Below are 19658 nucleotides of genomic sequence, written 5' to 3'. Positions count from 1 at the left end.
TTTATCTTCGATAAAAATTAATTCTATAAAACTTATTGAAAATCTCTGATTTTCTTGTGCCTTAAAAATAGAGTGAAAATTAAAAACTTTGCGTCTTTGCGGTTACCAACAAGATATATTAGTCATGAAAAGAAAATTTAAGATAGTTTCATTTTTATTCGTCGTTTTGCTATTGTCTGCATGTCAATCACAAAACAACGTCCAAAAGGCAATGGCAAAACACAATAAAAAGGTCACCCATATTTATCTTATCGGAGATTCCACAATGGCAGATTATACCGGGGATTACGAACCTGGAAAAGATTATATGAAAGTCCGCTACCCGATTACCGGATGGGGACAGGTTTTTCAGCCCTATTTTACAAAAGACAGTCTGGCTTCTCTGAAACCCGCAATTACAACAGATTCTGTTGCTGTTATCGACAGAGCGCATGGCGGAAGAAGTACCAGAACATTTTTTCAGGAAGGAAGATGGAGATATGTATATGACCATTTGCAGCCGAACGATTATGTCATTATGCAGTTTGGTCATAATGACAGTTCTGAAAAGCATACAGAACGGTATGTAAATATTGAAGGATATAAAGAATTTTTAAGATTATTTGTAACGCAGACAAAACAAAAAGGTGCACATCCTATCATCTTAACACCCGTTGCCAGAAATTATCCCTGGAAAGATGGCAAACTGGAAAATGTACATGGAGAATATACACAGGCTCCCATTGAAATTGCTAAAGAAATGAATGTTCCTTACATCGATTTAAACAAATTATCCATGGAATATTTTACAAAGAAAGGACAGGACTTTACAACGAATCACTATTTCATGAATCTCCCTGAGAATGTGTATGAAGCCTATCCGAAGGGTCAAAAAGACAATACCCATTTTCAGCCGGAAGGTGCAAAAGCAGTGGCGTCCATTGTTTACCAGGAATTTAAAAAAGTAATTAAAACTCAGAAAAAATAAAATGAAGAAGTCTCTTACAATTATCGGTTTAGCAGCCATGATGTTTTCAGGGCAAACATATGCTCAGAACCTGGATATTTATAAAAACATTGAGTTTAAAATGCCTCAGGTGGCAGAAACTTCATTTGCAGCCAACACCGTTTCCATCACACAATATGGTGGCGTTGCAGGTGGAAATGTAAAAAATACGGAAGCTTTCAAAAAAGCAATTGAAGACCTTAGTATAAAAGGTGGCGGAAAATTGGTTATTCCCCGCGGAATGTGGTTAACGGGTCCCATTGAGTTGAAAAGCAATATCAATCTTCACGTGGAAGAAGGCGCTTTCATCGTTTTCAGTAAAGATAAAGCAGATTATCCCTTGGTTGACGTAAGTTTTGAAGGGTTAAACACCATTCGCTGCCAGTCTCCTATTTCCGCGAAAAATGCAACCAATATTGCCATCACAGGAAAAGGAGTAATCGACGGAAGTGGTGATGCGTGGAGAGCCATCAAAAAAAGCAAAGTTTCAGAATCTGAATGGAAAAACATAGTGAAATCTGGCGGATTATTATCTGCAGACGGAAAAACATGGTTCCCTTCAGAAAGTTATAAAAAAGGATTTGAAAGCAGTTCTAGTTTCAATGTCCCCGATAAAATTTCTAAAGATGAATTAACGACAGTTAAAGATTTTCTTCGTCCGGTAATGGTAAGTTTAGTTGGTTGTGATAAAGTTTTGTTAGACGGACCTACCTTCCAGAATTCCCCGGCATGGAATCTTCACCCGTTAATGTGTACCAACATTATTTTAAGAAATCTTACGGTCAGAAATCCATGGTTTTCACAAAATGGAGACGGTGTAGATCTCGAATCATGTAAAAATGTTTTGATTTACGATAATACTTTTGATGTGGGTGACGATGCCATCTGTATAAAATCAGGAAAAGATAAGGATGGCAGAAAGAGAGGAATACCGACTGAAAATGTAATTATCAAAAACAATGTCGTATACCACGGTCATGGAGGTTTTGTTATCGGGAGTGAAATGTCCGGCGGAGCAAGGAACATCCATGTTTCCGACTGTACCTTCATCGGAACAGATATCGGTCTTCGTTTTAAAACAACCCGTGGAAGAGGCGGAATTGTTGAAAATATTTACATTAAAAATATTGATATGATTAATATTCCGACACAGGTAATCGGATTCAATATGTTCTATGAAGGAGCTTCTCCTGTGTTAGAGGATGGCCAAAAGAAGGAAGGTAACAAAACGCCGGAAAAAGTATATCCGGTAACAGAAGAAACACCTGTTTTCAGAAATATTTTCTTTAAAAATATCAATGCCGTGAATTCTGATGAAGCCATTACGTTATTTGGTTTAGCAGAAATGAATCTTAAAAATATAGTCATTGAAGATTCGCAGTTTGATACGAGAAAAGCATTAACCATCGTAGACGCAGACGGAATTCAGTTGAAAAATGTAAAACTGAAATATTCGGAAGGAACGGGAGCAACCATTTACAACAGTAAAAACATCAATCTTTCAACAATGAAGTTTGAATCTGCCAATAAACCTGTTGTGAAAGTGTTAGGAAGCAAAACAGGAGCAGTATTGGTTCCTAAAGAAGTGACATCCAATAAAAATTCACTTTCCATCGGAAAAGATGTAGCAAAAAACGCAGTTAAATAAAATGCATCAAGGATAAGATAAAACCATTAAGATTGGTTAAGTTTTTAAGAATATTAAGCCGAGCTTTGGTTTGAATAATACTTAAAATCAGAATGATTTTCTAATTAAACTTAACTCCTTTAATATTCTTATGGTTTAAAATTTTAAAATTTGATAACATGAATTTTAGCAAAAAACATACTTATATTTCTATTTTTTGTGTAGGGACAATGGCATTTGGACAGGTAAACAGACCGAATGCCACTCCTTACACTAACGAAGGCACTTTTGAAAAGTTTAAGAAAAAATATCCTTTTATCACACCCATTGACAGACCTGTGCCGCAAAATATCAAAATAGATAAAGAGGTAGAATATACCAATATCAAAGGAATTTCTTTAAAAGCCGATGTATACTATCCTCGCGACCAATCAAAAAAATATCCGGGAATTGCTATGGTACATGGCGGTGGCTGGATTTCCGGAAGTAAGGAAAATGAAAAATTCATGGCAATGGAACTGGCTTCAAACGGCTACGTTGTGATTGCTATCGGATACCGATTGGCTGATGTCGCGAAATATCCTGCCGGAGTTGAAGATATTGAAACAGGTATTCAATGGGTAAAGAAAAATCATTCAAGATATTCCTTAAACAAAAAGAAAATGGCAGTTTTGGGTGAATCTGCCGGAGCTCAGATCGCTACTTTAGTCGGCGTCAGGAAAAATATTAAATTACAGGCTATTGTCAATGTAGATGGCGTAGTTTCTTTTGTTCATGAAGAATCCGGAAAAGAAGGAACCTACGATGCCTATTGGCTGGGGTATTCACAAAAAGACAATCCAAAAATCTGGAAAGAAGCTTCACCTCTCGAGTATGTAGATAAAAATACACCTCCTACCCTTTTCATTAACAGCTCTCAACCCCGTTTTCATGCGGGAAGAGACGATATGATGAAAAAATTAAAGAGTTATAATATTCCGACAGAATTTCATGAAATCAAAGATACTCCACACTCTTTCTGGTCGGCAGAACCTTGGTTTACAGAAACTTTGAATTTAACAATTGATTTTTTAAATAAAGTTTTGAAATAGTATTAATTATGATTTTAAACGCAAAGATTTAATTTAATATAAATGAATATTTAGCGAGCAAGGATGAATCAACGAATTGATTTAGTAAAGTTATCGTCACAGCTTCACGAAGTAAATTTTATTCGCCTTTGCTTTCTAAAAATTATGAGGTTTCATAAAAATCTTTGCATTAAAAAACAATAATCCAGTTTATGAAAAAGTTATTTTTAATTCTGTTCATATCGATGGCAAATTTTCTCTTTGCGGGAAATGACCCTTACATAAAAATTACCGTAGCCAAAGACGGAAGCGGAGATTTCACATCCATTCAGAAAGCCATAAATTCTATCAGAGATCTAGGGCCTGCAGAAGCTTTAGTTTTCATTAAATCCGGAATCTATAATGAAAAAGTGATTATTCCCTCTTCAAAACATAAAATTACCTTAGAGGGCGAAAATAAAGGCAATACCATCATCAGCAATAATGATTTCTCAGGGAAACCAGATGCATTTAATGAAAAGATGACAACCTTCAATTCCTATACTTTATTGGTAATGGGTGATGACATTAAAATCAGCAATCTGACCATACAAAACTCTTCATGCAATGAAGGACAGGCGGTTTCTCTTCATGTGGAAGGTGACCGTTTTGTAATTAAAAACTCAAATATTCTGGGCTGCCAGGACACCATTTATTCCGCAACCAATCACAGCAGACAATATTTCGAAAACTGCTATATTGAAGGAACAACTGATTTCATTTTTGGACAGGCAACTGTTGTTTTTAAAAACTGCACCATTAAAAGCTTAGCCGATTCTTATATTACCGCAGCCGCTACAGAAGCCGGCAGACCGTATGGTTTTGTCTTTTTCGACTGTAAATTAATTGCAAAAGAAAACATCACAAAAGTTTATTTGGGAAGACCCTGGAGACCTTACGCCAAAACCGTTTTCATTAACACCGAAATGGGAAAACACATCCTTCCCGAAGGCTGGAATCCATGGAAAGGCGACAAAATGTTTCCTGATAAAGAAAAGACCGCTTATTACGCAGAATCCGGCAGCAAAGGTGAAGGAGGAGACATCTCCAAACGAGTAAGCTGGTCGCATCAGGTGACGAAAAAGGATTTGAAAAATTATACCCTTGAAAAAATTTTTGATGGATGGAATCCAAACATGAGTAATAAGTAATTATTACCACAATTAAATTGACATAGGAAAATGGAGCGTTAAGAAAATTGTACTGTTTAAGCACAACACTAAAATTGTACTGAAAAGCAAATATTAAATTCGTGCGAGTTTTAGAATTTTTAGAGAACAGGAATAATTTTTTAGCGGAAGTTTCCAAGTCTTGAACTTTTGGTTCTTTTGTTTTAAGACAAAAGAACATGAATTAAAAAATTATTTAAATGAAAAAACTACTTTTAATAGTATACATTTGTTTGGCAACATTCGTATTTGCTCAACAAAAACCCACCCTTTTTCTCATCGGTGATTCTACTATGGCCAACAAAGAAAATCCGGATAAAAATCCAGAACATGGTTGGGGACAGGTTTTGCCACAATTTTTAACAACAGGAATTGAAATTCAGAATCATGCGATGAACGGCCGAAGTTCAAAAAGCTTCCGGACTGAAGGCAGATGGGATAAAGTGGAAAAACAGCTGAAAAAAGGGGATTTTGTCATTATTCAGTTTGGACATAACGATCAGAAATTTAAAGATTCCACGAAATTCACCAATCCATATACACAATATAGAGCCAATCTGGAAAGATATGTAAATGAAGCCAGAGAAAAAGGAGCAACCCCCATTCTGATGACTTCTATTGTAAGAAGAAATTTCAATGAAAACGGAGTCTTGATTGATACCCATAAAGAATATCCGTTAGTGGTAAGAATGGTGGCCAATGATCTGAAAGTTCCGTTTGTAGATATGCAGTTACTGACAGAACAACTGGAAGTTTCTTACGGTCCTGAAAATTCAAAAAAACTCCATCTGCATTATAAAGAAGGAGAAAACCCTTACTATCCAAAAGGAAAAGACGATGATACTCATTTATCAACCTTAGGCGCGGAATCAGTTGCAAAATTAGCGTTGAAAAATTTGAAGAGTTTAAAAATCGGTTTAGAGAAATATATTAAATAGTTTTAAACACAAAGACGCAAGGAATTCTGGAATTTATAAATATTCTTTAAGGCGCAAGGATTTTATCCTCGATAAAATTTCACACTGAATAACTGAAAATCTTTGATTTTCTTGCGCCTTAAAACATTATTCTGATTAAAAAACTTTGCGTCTTTGCGATTAGCTAAGAATAAAAAAATAAAAAATGAAGTTCAAAAAAGAACCTTTCTTTGACGGTAATTCCGAATGGGATGATTTAGGAGCTGGAGTTTCCAGACAGTTTGTGGGGTACAATTCTCAGGTAATGATGGTGATTGTAAAGTTTGAAAAAGATGCCATCGGAGCTTTACACCAGCATTTTCATTCTCAGATCACCTATGTTGCTTCAGGAAAGTTTGAAGTGACCGTTGATGGCGAAACAAAAATTTTACAGCAAGGTGACGGATTTTTCGCACAGCCCAATATTTTCCATGGAGTAAAATGTCTGGAAGCGGGACAGCTCATTGATGCTTTCACTCCTTTTAGAGAAGACTTCCTGAAAGATTAAAAAATCAAATCTTCAAGGTTTAGAAAAGCATTTCGCTAAATTATTTTGCTATGAAAAAAATTGCATTCCTTCTATTAATTTTCCTTACTCTTCAATTATCTGCACAGGAAAAAATTATGGTCTGGCCGAAAGGTCAGATGCCGAATTCCAAAGGATTGCCCTTAAAAACAGAAGAAAAGGACGGAAGAATCATACAGATAAAAGAGACTGAGCTTTTTGCTTTTTTACCTCCAAAAGAAGAAAGAAAACAGATGGCTGTAATCGTCATTCCCGGTGGGGGATATTATAAACTTACTTATGATTTAGGCGGTTACCAGATCGCAAAATGGTTCAATACTCAAGGAATTTCAGCCTTTGTTTTAAATTACCGATTGCCCACTTCTCCAGACTTGAAACAAAAAGAAATTGCTCCGCTACAGGACATTCAGGCAGCTATAAAATATCTGAGAAAAAATGCAGAGCAATATGGTATTTCACCGGAACAGATCGGGGTCATCGGAACTTCTGCAGGCGGACATCTGGCTGCATCTGTAAGTAATATTTCCACAGATTATACGGAATTACAAGGAGACTGGACTTCAATTCCAACTGTTCCCAATTTTGCGATTTTGATTTCTCCGGTTATTGATTTAGGAGAATTTGCCCATATCGGAAGCCGCAATAGCCTTCTTGGTGAAAATGCTTCTCCTGAAAAAATCAAAGAATATTCGATGCAAAACCGGATAACGGAAAAAACTCCACCCACCATTTTATTTCATGCTCAAAATGATAAAACAGTTCCTGTCATGAACAGTATTTTATACTATCAGGAAATGATAAAAAACAAAGTAAAAGGTGCAATGTTTATTTTCCCTGAAGGTGGACATAAAATCGGAATTACGAATAAATCTGAACTGACGGATAACTGGAAAAAATTATGCTCTGACTGGCTTAAAGCCATAATCAATAAGTAATGGGTAATTAAAATATATTGGAAAAACGCAAGGGCGCAAAAAATTATTTAGGTTATTACGTTTTAAGGCGCAAGGATTTTATCTTCGATAAATTGATTATTATAAAAACTTACTGAAAATCTTTGATTTTATTGTGCCTTAAAGCATTATTATAATTGAAAACCTTTGCCTCTTGCGTTTTTTCCAACAAATCAAATCACTTTAACAAAATATAAAAATGTTCAAAATCATTCAACATAAAATCTTTTTACTGGCTTTTGGAACGGTAATTTCAGTTTCAGTTCAGGCACAGCAAAATTTGAAACTGATTTATGACAAGCCTGCAGAAAACTGGAACGAGGCTTTACCAATTGGAAACGGAAAATTAGGCGCTATGGTTTTTGGTGGCGCTTCGCAGGAACATCTTCAACTTAATGAAGAAACAATCTGGGCGGGAGAACCGGGAAATAATGTTCCGAAAAATACATTCGACAGTATCCGGAAAATCAGAAAACTATTGAATGAAGGTCAGTTTGAACAAGCCCAAAAACTATCCAATGCAACCTATCCAAGAGCCGCTCCAAAAGATTTGAATTACGGAATGCCTTATCAGACGATGGGCGATCTGTTTCTGGATTTTAAAGGTCATGAAAATTTTAAAAATTATACCCGGACGTTAGATATTGAAAAGGCAGTCAGTAGTGTTTCCTATGAAGTAAATGGAGTGACTTTCAGGCGTGAGATTTTCTCATCTTTTGCGGATAACGTGATCATGATTAAACTATCTTCCGGCAAAAAAGGAAGTCTGAATTTTTCTATTCATGCTTCCACTCCACACTTGAAAAAATCAATTTTTACAGAGAAAAACCAATTGGTGATTAACGGAACAAGCAGTTCTTCCGATAATAAAATTGGAAAAATTAATTTTAAAACAGTGGCTTTTCCGGTTTTAAAAGGTGGAAAATTGACCTCAATAAAAGATCAGCTTGAAATTTCCGGAGCAGATGAGGTGATCATTTATATTTCCATTGCTACGAATTTTAAAAAGTACAATGATATTTCCGGAAATCCTGATGTGAGAGTTTCAGAATATGTACAATCTGCTTTGCATAAAAAATATGATGCTGAATTAAAAGAACACATTGAAAAGTATCAGAAATATTTCAAGCGTGTAGAGTTAAATTTAGGAACTACCGAACAGACGAAAAAAACAACCGACATTCGAATTAAAGAATTTGGAAGCTCAAAAGATCCGGATCTGGTCGCGTTATATTTCCAATTCGGACGCTATCTTTTACTATCTTCTTCACAACAGGGAACCCAGCCTGCCAATCTTCAGGGAATCTGGAATGATCAGCTAAATCCTGCCTGGGACAGTAAATACACTGTGAACATCAATACAGAAATGAATTACTGGCCTGCTGAAAATACAAACCTCAGTGAAATGCACGAACCTTTATTCGATATGATTCAGGATTTATCGGTGACAGGACAGGAATCTGCGAAGGAAATGTACCATGCCAGAGGCTGGAATATGCATCACAATACAGATTTGTGGAGAATCACCGGAATTGTAGACGGCGGGTTTTACGGGATGTGGCCGATGGGCGGAGCATGGCTGACTCAGCACATCTGGAATCATTATCTATACACCGGAGATCAGCAATTTTTGAAAAAACATTATGCTGCTCTGAAAGGTTGTGCCTTATTTTATCTCGATGTCCTACAACAGGATCCTTCGAAAAAATATCTGGTAGTCTCCCCTTCCATGTCGCCTGAAAACACCTATATGAAAAGTGTGGGAATTACGGCCGGAACAACGATGGATAACCAGTTGGTTTTTGATGTTTTTAATAATTTCATTAATGCTTCAAAAATTCTAAATGAAGATAAAGGCCTTTCAGATGAAGTAAAATCAGCTTTAAATAAACTTCCGCCCATGCAGATCGGGCAACACACCCAACTGCAGGAGTGGCTTACAGATATGGACAGAACCAATGATAAACACAGACATATTTCGCATTTGTACGGACTTTTTCCGTCGGGACAAATCTCTCCTTTCAGAAATCCTGATTTAACAGAAGCTGCAAAAAATTCGATGACGTATCGCGGTGACAAATCCACAGGCTGGTCGATGGGCTGGAAAGTAAACTGGTGGGCAAGATTACTGAACGGAAACAGAGCTTTTAAATTAATCTCCGATCAGCTGACTCCCGCACCTATGGAAACAAAAGGCCAGTCGGGAGGAACTTATCCAAATCTTCTGGATGCGCATCCCCCATTCCAAATTGATGGAAATTTTGGATGTACTTCAGGAATTGCTGAACTATTACTGCAAAGTTATGACGGTTATATTTATATTTTGCCCGCCCTTCCTGATGCTTTACCGAATGGTTCTGTGAGAGGATTAAAAGCAAGAGGCGGTTTTGAAATCGATATCGAATGGAAGAATTCTAAACTAAAGAAAATGGTTGTAAAATCTGTTCTGGGAGGAAATGCGAGAATCAGAGTCGCGAAAGATATTCAGTTTAAATCCAAGACAGGTTTAACCTCAGCAAAAGGAGAAAATCCGAATCTGTATTACCAGGTGAATGCTATTAAAAAGCCATTAGTTTCAGATAAAGCGGAATTAAAAGGTTACTCAATTCCTGAAACACAGGTTTTTGATTTTGATACTGAAAAAGGACAAATGTACATTTTTGAATCAAAATAATAAGTAATAAACAGTAAGCAGAAAATCTCCCGCAGATTTCAGAATTCACAGTAAATAATCTTTGTAATTCTGAAATGTGCGGGAGTTCTATTTATAAACACCAACCAATTAATATTATTTTCAATTAATAATAAAATGCAACCGATTGAATAAATTAAATTAATAACATTATAATTATATAAATATTAATATATTAAAATATAAAACATTTAAATATAAAATATATAATTTTACAACCAAATCAAATAACATAAATCATTACTATGAAAACAACATTTAAAGCTGCCTTTCTTATGGTAGCTCTAAGCTCTACCTTTGCCCTGACTGGTTGCGCGCAGGAAGACATTAAAACAGATTTAGCGGAAAACCCAAACGAACTTAGTATCGGAAGTAAACTCGCTGCCAAGGCCGTAGTTCCTTTAGCAAACTGTGTGGCCCCGGGATGGGCTTCTCAAAACGGAGGAACAACAGGTGGAGGAACAGCCGCTGAAACTACCGTGGCCACCTATGCACAATTAAAAGCTGCGATCGAAAACACAGCAGTAAAAGTCATTAAAGTGACAGGAACCATCACCATTACAACTCGTTTATCGCTGCAGGATCAAACAGGAAAAACACTTTACGGGACAAGCGGTGCTAAATTGGTTTCTACGGATCAGACTGCAAGCGGATCAGGAATTATCAATATTAAACGATGCAACAATATCGTGATCAGAAACCTGATTTTCGAAGGTCCGGGAGCTTATGATACAGACGGCTGGGACAATGCCATTTTAGATGACTGCAGAAATGTATGGATCGATCATTGTGAATTCAGAGACGGTGTAGACGGGAATTTTGATATTAAAAACAAATCCGACTTCGTTACAGTTTCTTATACGAAATTTCATTATCTGAAAGCTCCGAAACCTGGCGGTTCAGGCGGAACAGACGACCACAGATTCTCCAACCTTATCGGATCTAGTGACGGGGCAACGGCTGATGCAGGAAAACTGAATGTAACATTCGTTCGCTGCTGGTGGGCTCCGGGATGCAGAGAGCGTATGCCGAGAGTGAGATTTGGTAAAATACATGTTGTTAACAGCTATTTCAACAGTTCTGTAAGCAACAAATGTATTGCAGCAGGAGTTCAGGCGAATATCCGTGTCGATGGAAACGTTTTTGAGAATGTAAAAGAGCCTATTAACCTGATGAGTGGTTACACAGCAGTTACGGTTACTTCCAACAATACATTTACCAACGTTACCGGAAACACAGCAGGAAGCGGTACGGCATTTACTCCTCCTTATACCATCCCGATGCTGTCCTTATCTTCTGTAAAGTCTGACGTAACAGCCAATGCAGGAGCAACATTAACAGGAAATATTTGTAATTCATTATAATTTTAGTCAATAAATTAGAACAAGAAAGACTGAGAAATTCTCAGTCTTTTTTATAATCTGAAATTGTTATTCAGAAATTTTATTTTTCTCAAGCCATTTTGGATATTCTTTATTGATCAGCTTATCGGCAAAATCTCCAAACCAGCTGTAGCCGTTTCTTCTTTCTTCAGAAACCTCGTTATAATTGTATTTTACGCTTCCGTCACGGTCACCGAAAAGAGGTTTGTTACTATTAATATCATAAAATCTTGCCCAGATTACAGAATTTTTATCCTCTGCCAAAGTCCGGACAGCTTTTCCGTTTACTTTTGAGACATTGTAGATGTAGCCTTCAATTTTATTTTGCTTAAACCATTTTACAGCAGATTTTATCGATTTTTCAACTTCCGGAGTTACGGGCTGCAGCATTAAAAATCTTATAATTCCTACAGATTCTCCTGTTGCCAGAGAAATCGGTTCAAAAGCTCTTGCTTTATCTGGCTGAAGCGTGATTTCGTTGTACTGATCGCCCCAGATTGTTGGGTTTCCCTTTTGTAAAACCTGAGTTTTCAAGATGCATTCAATTCCTTTTTGTACGGCTATTTTTGATTTTTCCTTTAATTTAGAATCAACAACATCAAAATCATTTTTCCCTTCCGCCACATTATACAAAACCGTCAAAGCGTTAATCATCGCATTGTCATTGTAGGTCACCTGCTTTCTGTACAATCCGGAATTAGGATAATATTGTGGGAAACCTCCGTTTTTATACTGCATTAAAAGAAGATAACTAATTCCTTTCTCTGCAGATTTCAGATATTCAGGATTTTTTGTGGTGGAATATGCTTTTATTAAGGCGTTAATTTCCCTTGACGTTGCATTATTATCAATGGTTGCATGATCGTCACCCGTTGCCTTTATCTTTTTCAAAAGATCCTCATCGAGCGGTAAATTATAATTCACTACAGATTTATCGTCCAGCTGCTTGCCCCACCCGCCAATGGGAAGCTGATATACCAGCATTTTTTCGGCTAAAGTATCTTTAATCTGAGCAGAAAGAACGGCTGTTGTTAAGGAAAAGACAGCTGCTGAAAGTTTTAATTTCATCATTATTTAACTTTAATCATTAATGGGTTTGCAATTATCTGAGATTGTTTTTGCAATAGAGCTTCCCAATCTTTTTGTGTCTGAATCTGCCCGCTTTTCTGCCATGCAAATCCGGCATAATAAATCAGCTTATTTTGAGGTTTTGTCACAACTAACAGGTTGCTCTGGTCCGGGGTTTCGGATTTAAAGGCAACAGATTTTTCAACAATTTCAGGATCTACTACAATTCCTTCACCTACAAAAGCATCATCAATTTTTTCCCAGTGTAAATAATATCCGCTTTTGTCGTTCAGTTTTGTTTCACCTTCGTTTTTATGCAGGGTAATTCCGATTGTATAATTCGGAACCTGCTTTTCAGCCTGGAAACTGGATTCAAATTTTGAAAAATTGGAACCCAGATCAAGGGAAATCCGTTTTGTTTCTTTTACTCCGAATTCACTCCACGGATTGTAAGTTAATTCAAAAACCGTTCTTAAAGGACCTTCCGCAATGGTTTTAGAACTTACAAAATTTTGTGAGACCTGGAGCTTTTCATTCACCCAAATCCCGATTCCACCTGTTCCGCGGCTGTCTCCAACCTGATAAGGATCATACCCTTCGCCTCTCGTATCTTTGTGATAGTACATCGGATCGGTCAGATAGCCCTTATACCATTTGTTGATCACTGGTTTGTCTGTTCTTTTCAGCCAGATATCAACTCCACTGGATAGCGTGCTACCTTTTATCCCTTCCAGTGCTTCTTTCTGACCTTTCGGGCCATAAACACGGAATGCTATTTTATTATTTTCCCACGCATAATCGTCTGCTCTTTCAGGAACTAATCTTGAATATGTTGAAGTTTTGCTTTCAGGAATTGGAATTGTAGCATCTGCAATAATAGCATAAGTATTTGCTTTTTTGGCTTCAATATTCACCTGAAAAAGCAATTCGTCATTTTTTCCGTCCCCATCATAGTCGATCCATTGGATGGGCAGAATGTTTTTACCACTATCTTTTATCCTGAGGTCAGATTCACTGTTTCTACTTAGAAAAGGAGCTAATTGAGAAACAGGTATTGAAACGATTTCATTTCTTGAAAAATTCAATGTATTTTTTACCTGAATAGAATTTTGTGCTTTCAGAAAAGAATCAATGCAAACGATTGCACAAGTAAATCCGAAAATTAAAAATTTTGATCTGAACATAATTATTCAATTGAGTTGTAAAAATCAAAAATAATGATAAGTTTCTAATGAACATCAAAAAAATAATCAAGTTTTAAATCTAACAGGTTGATTTAGAAAAATATTTGAAATACCACTAACAATTTAGAAAAGTCCTTTCAAAATAACTTGAAAGGACTTTTTTTTTGAATAGAAATGAAATTAAACTTTGGTACCCCTTTTATTTAATAATAATTTTAAAATTACTATTCAAATCTTTTCCTGAAACATTAAGAATATAGTTTCCTGAGGTTTTTTTGTCTGCAATATTTAATGTAAAGGTTCCACTTTCATCAGCATTAATCTTTTCTTTGACAATGATTTTTCCTGTCAGATCAATAATAGTTGCTGTTAAACTGGATTTTTTATATTCGGGAAGCTTAATAAAAATCTTGTCTTTTGCAGGATTCGGATATACCGTTCCAACATTTTTGCTGATGCTGAATTCATCATTACCCAACACATCCTGATTATACAAAGTATATATTTCTGTCGGAGATAAAGCATAATTGTACAACCTAAGTTCATCGAATGCTCCTTTATAGGGAGCCGGAGCATTCGCGGTTGATAAAAACTCAAGCTCACCTATATTCCCGATGATCAGATCACTTGCTTCACCAATCCCTGTAACCGAAGTTTCATCTCCTTCAGTGATTAAAGCACCATTGGTGTAAATTCTCATTTTATGCGCAGCAATATCTCTCTGAATCACAACATGTACCCAGTTACCGGTAAAATAATTGGCAATAGGTGATGTGATTTCTTTTTTCGTAATGTCATCATCAATAGCATATCGCAGCTGGCCTCCTTTAATTTCTATATTAAAACGTTTCCCTGTGGCTCCTGTTGCCGTATTTTTAGTGAAAGAACCTTTACATAATACATAAAGACTTGCAGATGAAGACGATGGTATCATACTGACTGGTGCCTTCATCCAAAAAGAAACAGTAAACGAATGATTATCAAATAAAATATGATTCTGATGAGGAATACTGGCGATGTACATATTACCGGACGACGTAGCCAGATCAAGGGCGTTGTTTTCTTTTCCCAGTATTCTTACATTGGCATTGTCATAAGCTGTATCTAATACTCCATGATTAGCAAAAGACGTTATGTCTGCAATTTGCTCACCAGCGGAAGGAGCTTCCGCAAATGGCCAGTTGCCGACGATACCTGGAATCAGTGCACGGAAATTCCACACATCTCCCACAGCAGTGCCAAGAGTATTGGACGCATCAATCCTCCAATGGTAATTTATTGCCGGATTTAAATTATTAAGCTGGTATGAGGGTGCCGCAGAATAAGGTACAGTTGCAATACTGCTCAAATTTGAAGGATCTGTTCCAAAATAAACTGTATACATTGTTGTATTTGGACTTCCATTCCATTTTAAAAGCAGGTTTCCTCCGTTCAACTCAACATTATTATTGCCAGTTGAAGGAATCGGGTTATTTGCTTTTGTGGGAGCTGACGGGATTGGTGGTGTGGTTACTGATGTATTTGATGTGTAAACTGAAGATTCTGTCGCATTTGTTGCTTTAACTCTGTAATAATATTGAGTATCAGGTGTTAAACCGATTTCATTATAACTTGTTGCATTCGCCCCCAAGGTTGCAATGACAGTAAAATTGGTACCATCGGAAGAACGTTCTACAATATAATGAGTTTCATTTGTCGCATTATCGTTCCAATTAACAGTTAAAGAGCTTGAAGGTGAAGTTCCTGTAGTTGTGATTGTATTGGTAAAATTCACATTTGTAGGCGGAATAATGAAATCCGGAGGAACTGTATTGGGTAAACTATTGATATAAACCTCAATATTCAGATACGGAGCATGTGTTGTGCTTACTGTCAAAGCATCAAAGACATTTGGATTTAGTCCATTGGCTGTTTCCCATGCATCAGGCATCCCGTCATTGTCCGTATCCAGAGGAGCCGGCGCACTGTAAACATGCCCTGCACCGCCATTAGTAAAACCAAATTGGGTCGTTAAATCAGTTTGCACATACACATAAGTAGCTGTTGTACCTTTCGACATTAAATCTGAAATCATCAGACCATCTACTTGATCACGTCTTGGATATGATGCTCCTACACTTGTAACAATCTTATTGTATGCCTCCTGAGCCGTTAATGCAGGGTTTTTCATCGGATAATCATACGGAGTAGCCATTATAGCGGCCGGATCTCCCACAGGGTAACCCATTAAGCTTTGAGGAACTGCGGCTCCATCTAATACTCCATTTTTATTATTGTCAAAATAATTACCGGAACCATATAAATTGAAATTGGCATTTCCTACGCTAAAAGGTGTGGTAACCGTAGTGCTTGTATTAGGGCCTCCGATAAAATAATTGTTGATGATATTGGCAAAAGAGCTTCCTGCCGAATCTCCTCCCATGATGTATGCCTCCCCGGATTGGGTGTGGCCATAGGTATTTCCATAATTACCCCAGTTGTAAACTACATTATTGACAAACTCGTTGATTCCTTTTATTTTATTATTACGGGTTTTATTACAGATATATAAATTCCCGATTAAGCTGATCTTCCCCCCTGGTGGAGGCTGCATTAATCCTCCCGCAGAATGATTATGACGGTGCATTCCTTGTCCTATAATAGAATTCTGAATCGTTATATTATCGGGACTTGTGCCGTTGTTATCCCAGTTAACCGAGAATACTTCATCTGTACCCCATGTGAAAGTCATATGATCTAAAATGATATTGGCCCCGTTAGCTATTCCTGATGCATCCTGATTTTGAGATGTCCCGCCATAACGGATACGAAGATATCTGGCAATCGTGTTATTGGCTCCTGTAAATGAGACTCTGGGTCCCAAAAATACAATTCCTTCTCCGGGAGCGGTTTGCCCGGCAATTGTGGTATTAGCCGCCACAGCAACAATTGATTGTAAGTTAACAATACCTCCCACTTTAAATATAACAAACCGACCCGGCTGACTTACCGCGTCACGGAATGAACCCGGGCCGCTGTCATTTAAATTGGTAACCAGATAGATTTGAGGATTTGCAGCCCCTCTTGCTCCCGTAGTATATCTTCCAAAACCGGTTGCTTCAGGAAATGCTAATGTCTGAGCACTCAAATCAACAGTGGATACTGCTAATCCACAAAACAATAAAGATTTAAGAGATGACTTAAACAGTAAAGATTTATTTTTCATAAATATTAATTTTGTATTAACTAATCTATCCACAAAACCAATATTGAGTATCCTGCTCCATCCTGTTGAACTATATATCAAGCAATTACAAAGAATCCGTAAAAACAATGTGTAAATATCAATAGGTTATGACTAAAAATAATTCATATATACTTTCTATTTTCAATAAATCTTCATTAAAAAGATTCGAGAAATCATCCGTTGGGGCTACAATTCACACTTAAATCTTCAGACGACACCACTCTTTTAAAGAAAATCCCCGGAGAAATCCGGGGATAAAAACTTATAATAAAAAATTTTATTAACATTTCAAAATTAATAAATCTCTATTAATTGAATTATGATCAGAGTCATAAAAAAACCTCCCGTGTCAATAGGGAGGTAAAAGTGCAAAATGATATAAGTTATAATGATGTGGTGTTAAATAAAGTCTCTCTTAAAAACTCTTTTTTATCATTAACAATGCATATGCCATAAACTTCACTGTTTAATGAAATCGTTCTTTTTGTGGTACATTTTTTTTTGATGCAAAAATTCCCGGGCAACCGAGGACATTAAAAAAAACTGACTTGTACTTTTGTTTATACAAACTCCGTAAATATACGGATAGGCTGTAGTAATAACTCTACGGGAAACCGTAAGGATCGAGCTCTAATTGTTTGTATATTGGCTGCTTAACAATTAAAAACAATACTAATGAATCAAGAACAATTACAAGAATTAAGAAATTCAATTCAACAACACAGAAGCAACCAAGCACTAGAAAAGGCTGAATTACATATGACAAACATTCAAAGTAGTAATAATCCACAATACGCTTTAATAAATGGAGAATTCGTTAAAGCGGAAATGAAAAGTTATAAACAATCAACATCCGAGTTAATGGATAAATTTGACAATTTAATTAACTCATTAGAAAATATTATTGAGCAGAACCCTTAATTTTAATATACAATAATTCCCATTGGTAACCAGTACCCAAAATGAACCTGCCAATTTTCTTAACATCTTTGAATAAATAAAATTTAAAGACAATGAGTAAAGTTAAAACCCCAATGATGCAGGTATTATCTGAAATTAAGAAAATGCCATTTACTGAGCAAAATAGAAAAACTCTAATTGAAAGAGTAGTAAATGTTTACTTAATAACAGAAAAAGAAGTGATAGAAAAAGCATATAGTGATGCTTTAATTTCTAAAAATACTAGTCAATACGAAGCTCCTGATCTCGCTTCTAGCTATTATGAAAATAATTATTCTGAAATCGAATAAAAACAACAATCCCCACCTAACAGTGGGGAATTTTTATTTTTTTTCAGTTTTTACTTTTTCCCATCTTGGAATATAGTCTTTTTTTCTAATTTCATTGAACCATGAAAATGGGTCAATTGCTTCATTTCCGGAAGGTAATATTCCTGCAACATCGTTAATGCTAATCTCTATCACTGTAGAGAAAACACTACCATAACAATCAATCATCTTCATTAAAATATCATTTGTTGACACTGTTTGTGGGGTTGCTAGTATCCAGCTGTACGCATAATATCTCCAATATTCAAAATTATTTTCCATAATATAATCTCTGAACATTAGATCTTCTTTACCGTCTCCAAGATCATTTACCATTATTAAATAAAATCTCATTCTCCTATTTGTTCGTTTTGATTATAATTTTGTGTTTGTTCCCGATAAATGACATAATCTCTATTGCCTGGGACAATCGATGGCTGATTTCTTGAATCTCCTAATAAAGAGGTTTTTTCTATCGCAGTCTTTTCTAGATTATACTTTTCTGACCTTAATAAATCTGGATTTTTAAATAGACAAATGAAATATGTAATGAGAAAAGCTATAAGAACTAATGCAAATAGCCCTAAAACAATATACCCTATTAAGTCTATCTTTAATTTCAACAAAATAATTGCTGCAGCTAATAACATTGCCATAACAAATGTCAAAGGTTTAACAATATTTGACTTACTGCCTTGATTGCTTAATTGTGAAGCCAATAAAGAATAAAAATCTGCCATCATTTTTAGATAATTGCAAATGTATAAAATAATTCCTTTCACGTTATAGGCTTGAATGATATATATTATTAAAAACGGTTTTGTAGTACTTCGGTTTATTTTGAAAAGAACAAATCAGCCTCAGCCTTTCTTCTGCGGATCAAACCATTTAATATTTTTCCGCCTGCGGTAATGTATTTCGTAGTAAACCAATTTCTGATTGCCTGCTCTTCTGCTTTTTTATTAATCAAAGAAAATAGAGTCTCAGATCCTCCGGTATTATAAGTATGAGAAACCAAAGCATCAAACTGATTCTGATTAAGTGCTATTTTCACTTTTGAGTTTACTATCTTTTCATAAGTTGGCAGGACTTCAGCAAATAGCTCTACTCCTTGTTCTTTTGTGATTGCCGGATCTTCCATAGTTACTTTCTTTCCTCCGGGATAATAAGTGTTACCATACCCTATTGTCGGAATTCCGGCAGAATCCAGATAAGGCTTAGCACTGAAGCCTTCAAATGATACAATCAGGCTAATTCCTTTTTGTGATGTTTTCATGTATTTAGTTTTATGTATTGTTCAGCAAAATTAAAATTGTAAATCCCAAAACCGTGAGGAAAAACCCCTGTTTTTATCTAGTGTTATTATTCTTTTTCTTTTAAATACTGACTATCTTTTTATGTGTTAGGGTCTCTGTCTTATTTGTTTGCTACTTATTTTTCGGGCTTGTTAGTGGACGTTTCCTGAATTTGCTCAATCTCTGGATTTATTGAGGCTGTAACTTAAAAACAAAAA

17 protein-coding genes are annotated in these 19658 nt (G+C 36.0%); 11 read left to right on the top strand and 6 right to left on the bottom strand.

What is annotated here, in order from left to right; all coding sequences use genetic code 11:
* Nucleotides 1-211 precede the first annotated feature (211 nt).
* From FN817_RS02900 to FN817_RS02860, 9 genes are all read left to right on the top strand, one after another.
* Nucleotides 212-967 carry a rhamnogalacturonan acetylesterase gene (locus FN817_RS02900; protein WP_228451454.1) on the top strand — a complete coding sequence of 252 codons (756 nt, stop codon included), beginning with the start codon at nucleotides 212-214 and terminating at the stop codon, nucleotides 965-967.
* A gap of 1 nt (nucleotide 968) precedes the next feature.
* Nucleotides 969-2633 (top strand): glycoside hydrolase family 28 protein, encoded by a 1665-nt coding sequence (locus tag FN817_RS02895; RefSeq protein WP_142716634.1) that lies wholly within the window; start codon nucleotides 969-971, stop codon nucleotides 2631-2633.
* 158 nt (nucleotides 2634-2791) lie between these two features.
* Nucleotides 2792-3703 (top strand): alpha/beta hydrolase, encoded by a 912-nt coding sequence (locus tag FN817_RS02890; RefSeq protein ID WP_142716633.1) that lies wholly within the window; start codon nucleotides 2792-2794, stop codon nucleotides 3701-3703.
* A gap of 191 nt (nucleotides 3704-3894) precedes the next feature.
* Nucleotides 3895-4872 (top strand): pectinesterase family protein, encoded by a 978-nt coding sequence (locus FN817_RS02885; protein WP_142716632.1) that lies wholly within the window; start codon nucleotides 3895-3897, stop codon nucleotides 4870-4872.
* Between the two features lie 218 nt (nucleotides 4873-5090).
* A complete protein-coding gene (locus FN817_RS02880) occupies nucleotides 5091-5828 on the top strand; it encodes a rhamnogalacturonan acetylesterase (protein ID WP_142716631.1) in 738 nt (245 codons plus the stop codon).
* 184 nt (nucleotides 5829-6012) lie between these two features.
* Nucleotides 6013-6354: a cupin domain-containing protein gene (locus tag FN817_RS02875; RefSeq protein ID WP_142716630.1), complete on the top strand. Its 342-nt coding sequence runs from the start codon at nucleotides 6013-6015 to the stop codon at nucleotides 6352-6354.
* Nucleotides 6355-6404: 50 nt separating this feature from the next.
* The gene (locus FN817_RS02870) at nucleotides 6405-7307 is read left to right on the top strand and encodes an alpha/beta hydrolase (RefSeq protein ID WP_142716629.1); all 903 of its coding nucleotides are present in this window, start codon (nucleotides 6405-6407) and stop codon (nucleotides 7305-7307) included.
* Nucleotides 7308-7524: 217 nt separating this feature from the next.
* The gene (locus tag FN817_RS02865) at nucleotides 7525-9999 is read left to right on the top strand and encodes a glycoside hydrolase family 95 protein (protein ID WP_142716628.1); all 2475 of its coding nucleotides are present in this window, start codon (nucleotides 7525-7527) and stop codon (nucleotides 9997-9999) included.
* Nucleotides 10000-10262: 263 nt separating this feature from the next.
* Nucleotides 10263-11381 (top strand): pectate lyase family protein, encoded by a 1119-nt coding sequence (locus tag FN817_RS02860; protein ID WP_142716627.1) that lies wholly within the window; start codon nucleotides 10263-10265, stop codon nucleotides 11379-11381.
* 66 nt (nucleotides 11382-11447) lie between these two features.
* Here FN817_RS02860 and pelA read toward each other — a convergent pair whose 3' ends face one another.
* From pelA to FN817_RS02845, 3 genes are all read right to left on the bottom strand, one after another.
* A complete protein-coding gene (gene pelA / locus FN817_RS02855) occupies nucleotides 11448-12470 on the bottom strand; it encodes a pectate lyase (RefSeq protein ID WP_228451453.1) in 1023 nt (340 codons plus the stop codon).
* Nucleotides 12470-13651 (bottom strand): DUF4861 domain-containing protein, encoded by a 1182-nt coding sequence (locus tag FN817_RS02850; RefSeq protein ID WP_142716626.1) that lies wholly within the window; start codon nucleotides 13649-13651, stop codon nucleotides 12470-12472. Before FN817_RS02850 ends, pelA begins: the two co-directional genes overlap by 1 nt.
* 199 nt (nucleotides 13652-13850) lie before the next feature.
* On the bottom strand, nucleotides 13851-16856 hold the full coding sequence (locus tag FN817_RS02845; RefSeq protein ID WP_142716625.1) for a LamG-like jellyroll fold domain-containing protein: 3006 nt from the start codon (nucleotides 16854-16856) through the stop codon (nucleotides 13851-13853).
* A gap of 696 nt (nucleotides 16857-17552) precedes the next feature.
* On the opposite strand from FN817_RS02845, the gene FN817_RS02840 reads away from it, so the two are divergent.
* A complete protein-coding gene (locus FN817_RS02840; RefSeq protein ID WP_142716624.1) occupies nucleotides 17553-17798 on the top strand; it encodes a hypothetical protein in 246 nt (81 codons plus the stop codon).
* A gap of 92 nt (nucleotides 17799-17890) precedes the next feature.
* Nucleotides 17891-18127, top strand: a complete 237-nt coding sequence (locus FN817_RS02835) for a hypothetical protein (RefSeq protein WP_142716623.1) — start codon at nucleotides 17891-17893, stop codon at nucleotides 18125-18127.
* Nucleotides 18128-18160: 33 nt separating this feature from the next.
* On the opposite strand, the gene FN817_RS02830 is transcribed toward FN817_RS02835, so the two are convergent.
* From FN817_RS02830 to FN817_RS02820, 3 genes are all read right to left on the bottom strand, one after another.
* Entirely contained in the window at nucleotides 18161-18499 is a 339-nt protein-coding gene (locus tag FN817_RS02830; protein ID WP_142716622.1) for a hypothetical protein, read from the bottom strand.
* Nucleotides 18496-18888, bottom strand: coding sequence for a hypothetical protein (locus FN817_RS02825; protein WP_142716621.1), 393 nt, complete (start codon nucleotides 18886-18888; stop codon nucleotides 18496-18498). The genes FN817_RS02830 and FN817_RS02825 overlap by 4 nt, the downstream gene beginning before the upstream one ends.
* Nucleotides 18889-18980: 92 nt before the next feature.
* Nucleotides 18981-19421: a lysozyme gene (locus FN817_RS02820; RefSeq protein ID WP_142716620.1), complete on the bottom strand. Its 441-nt coding sequence runs from the start codon at nucleotides 19419-19421 to the stop codon at nucleotides 18981-18983.
* Nucleotides 19422-19658: the final 237 nt, after the last annotated feature.

The organism is Chryseobacterium rhizoplanae, assembly GCF_900182655.1.
Classification (GTDB): Bacteria; Bacteroidota; Bacteroidia; order Flavobacteriales; family Weeksellaceae; genus Chryseobacterium; species Chryseobacterium rhizoplanae.
Note: the sequence above shows the minus strand (reverse complement) of the source record. Positions and strands in the feature narration are given on the sequence as shown.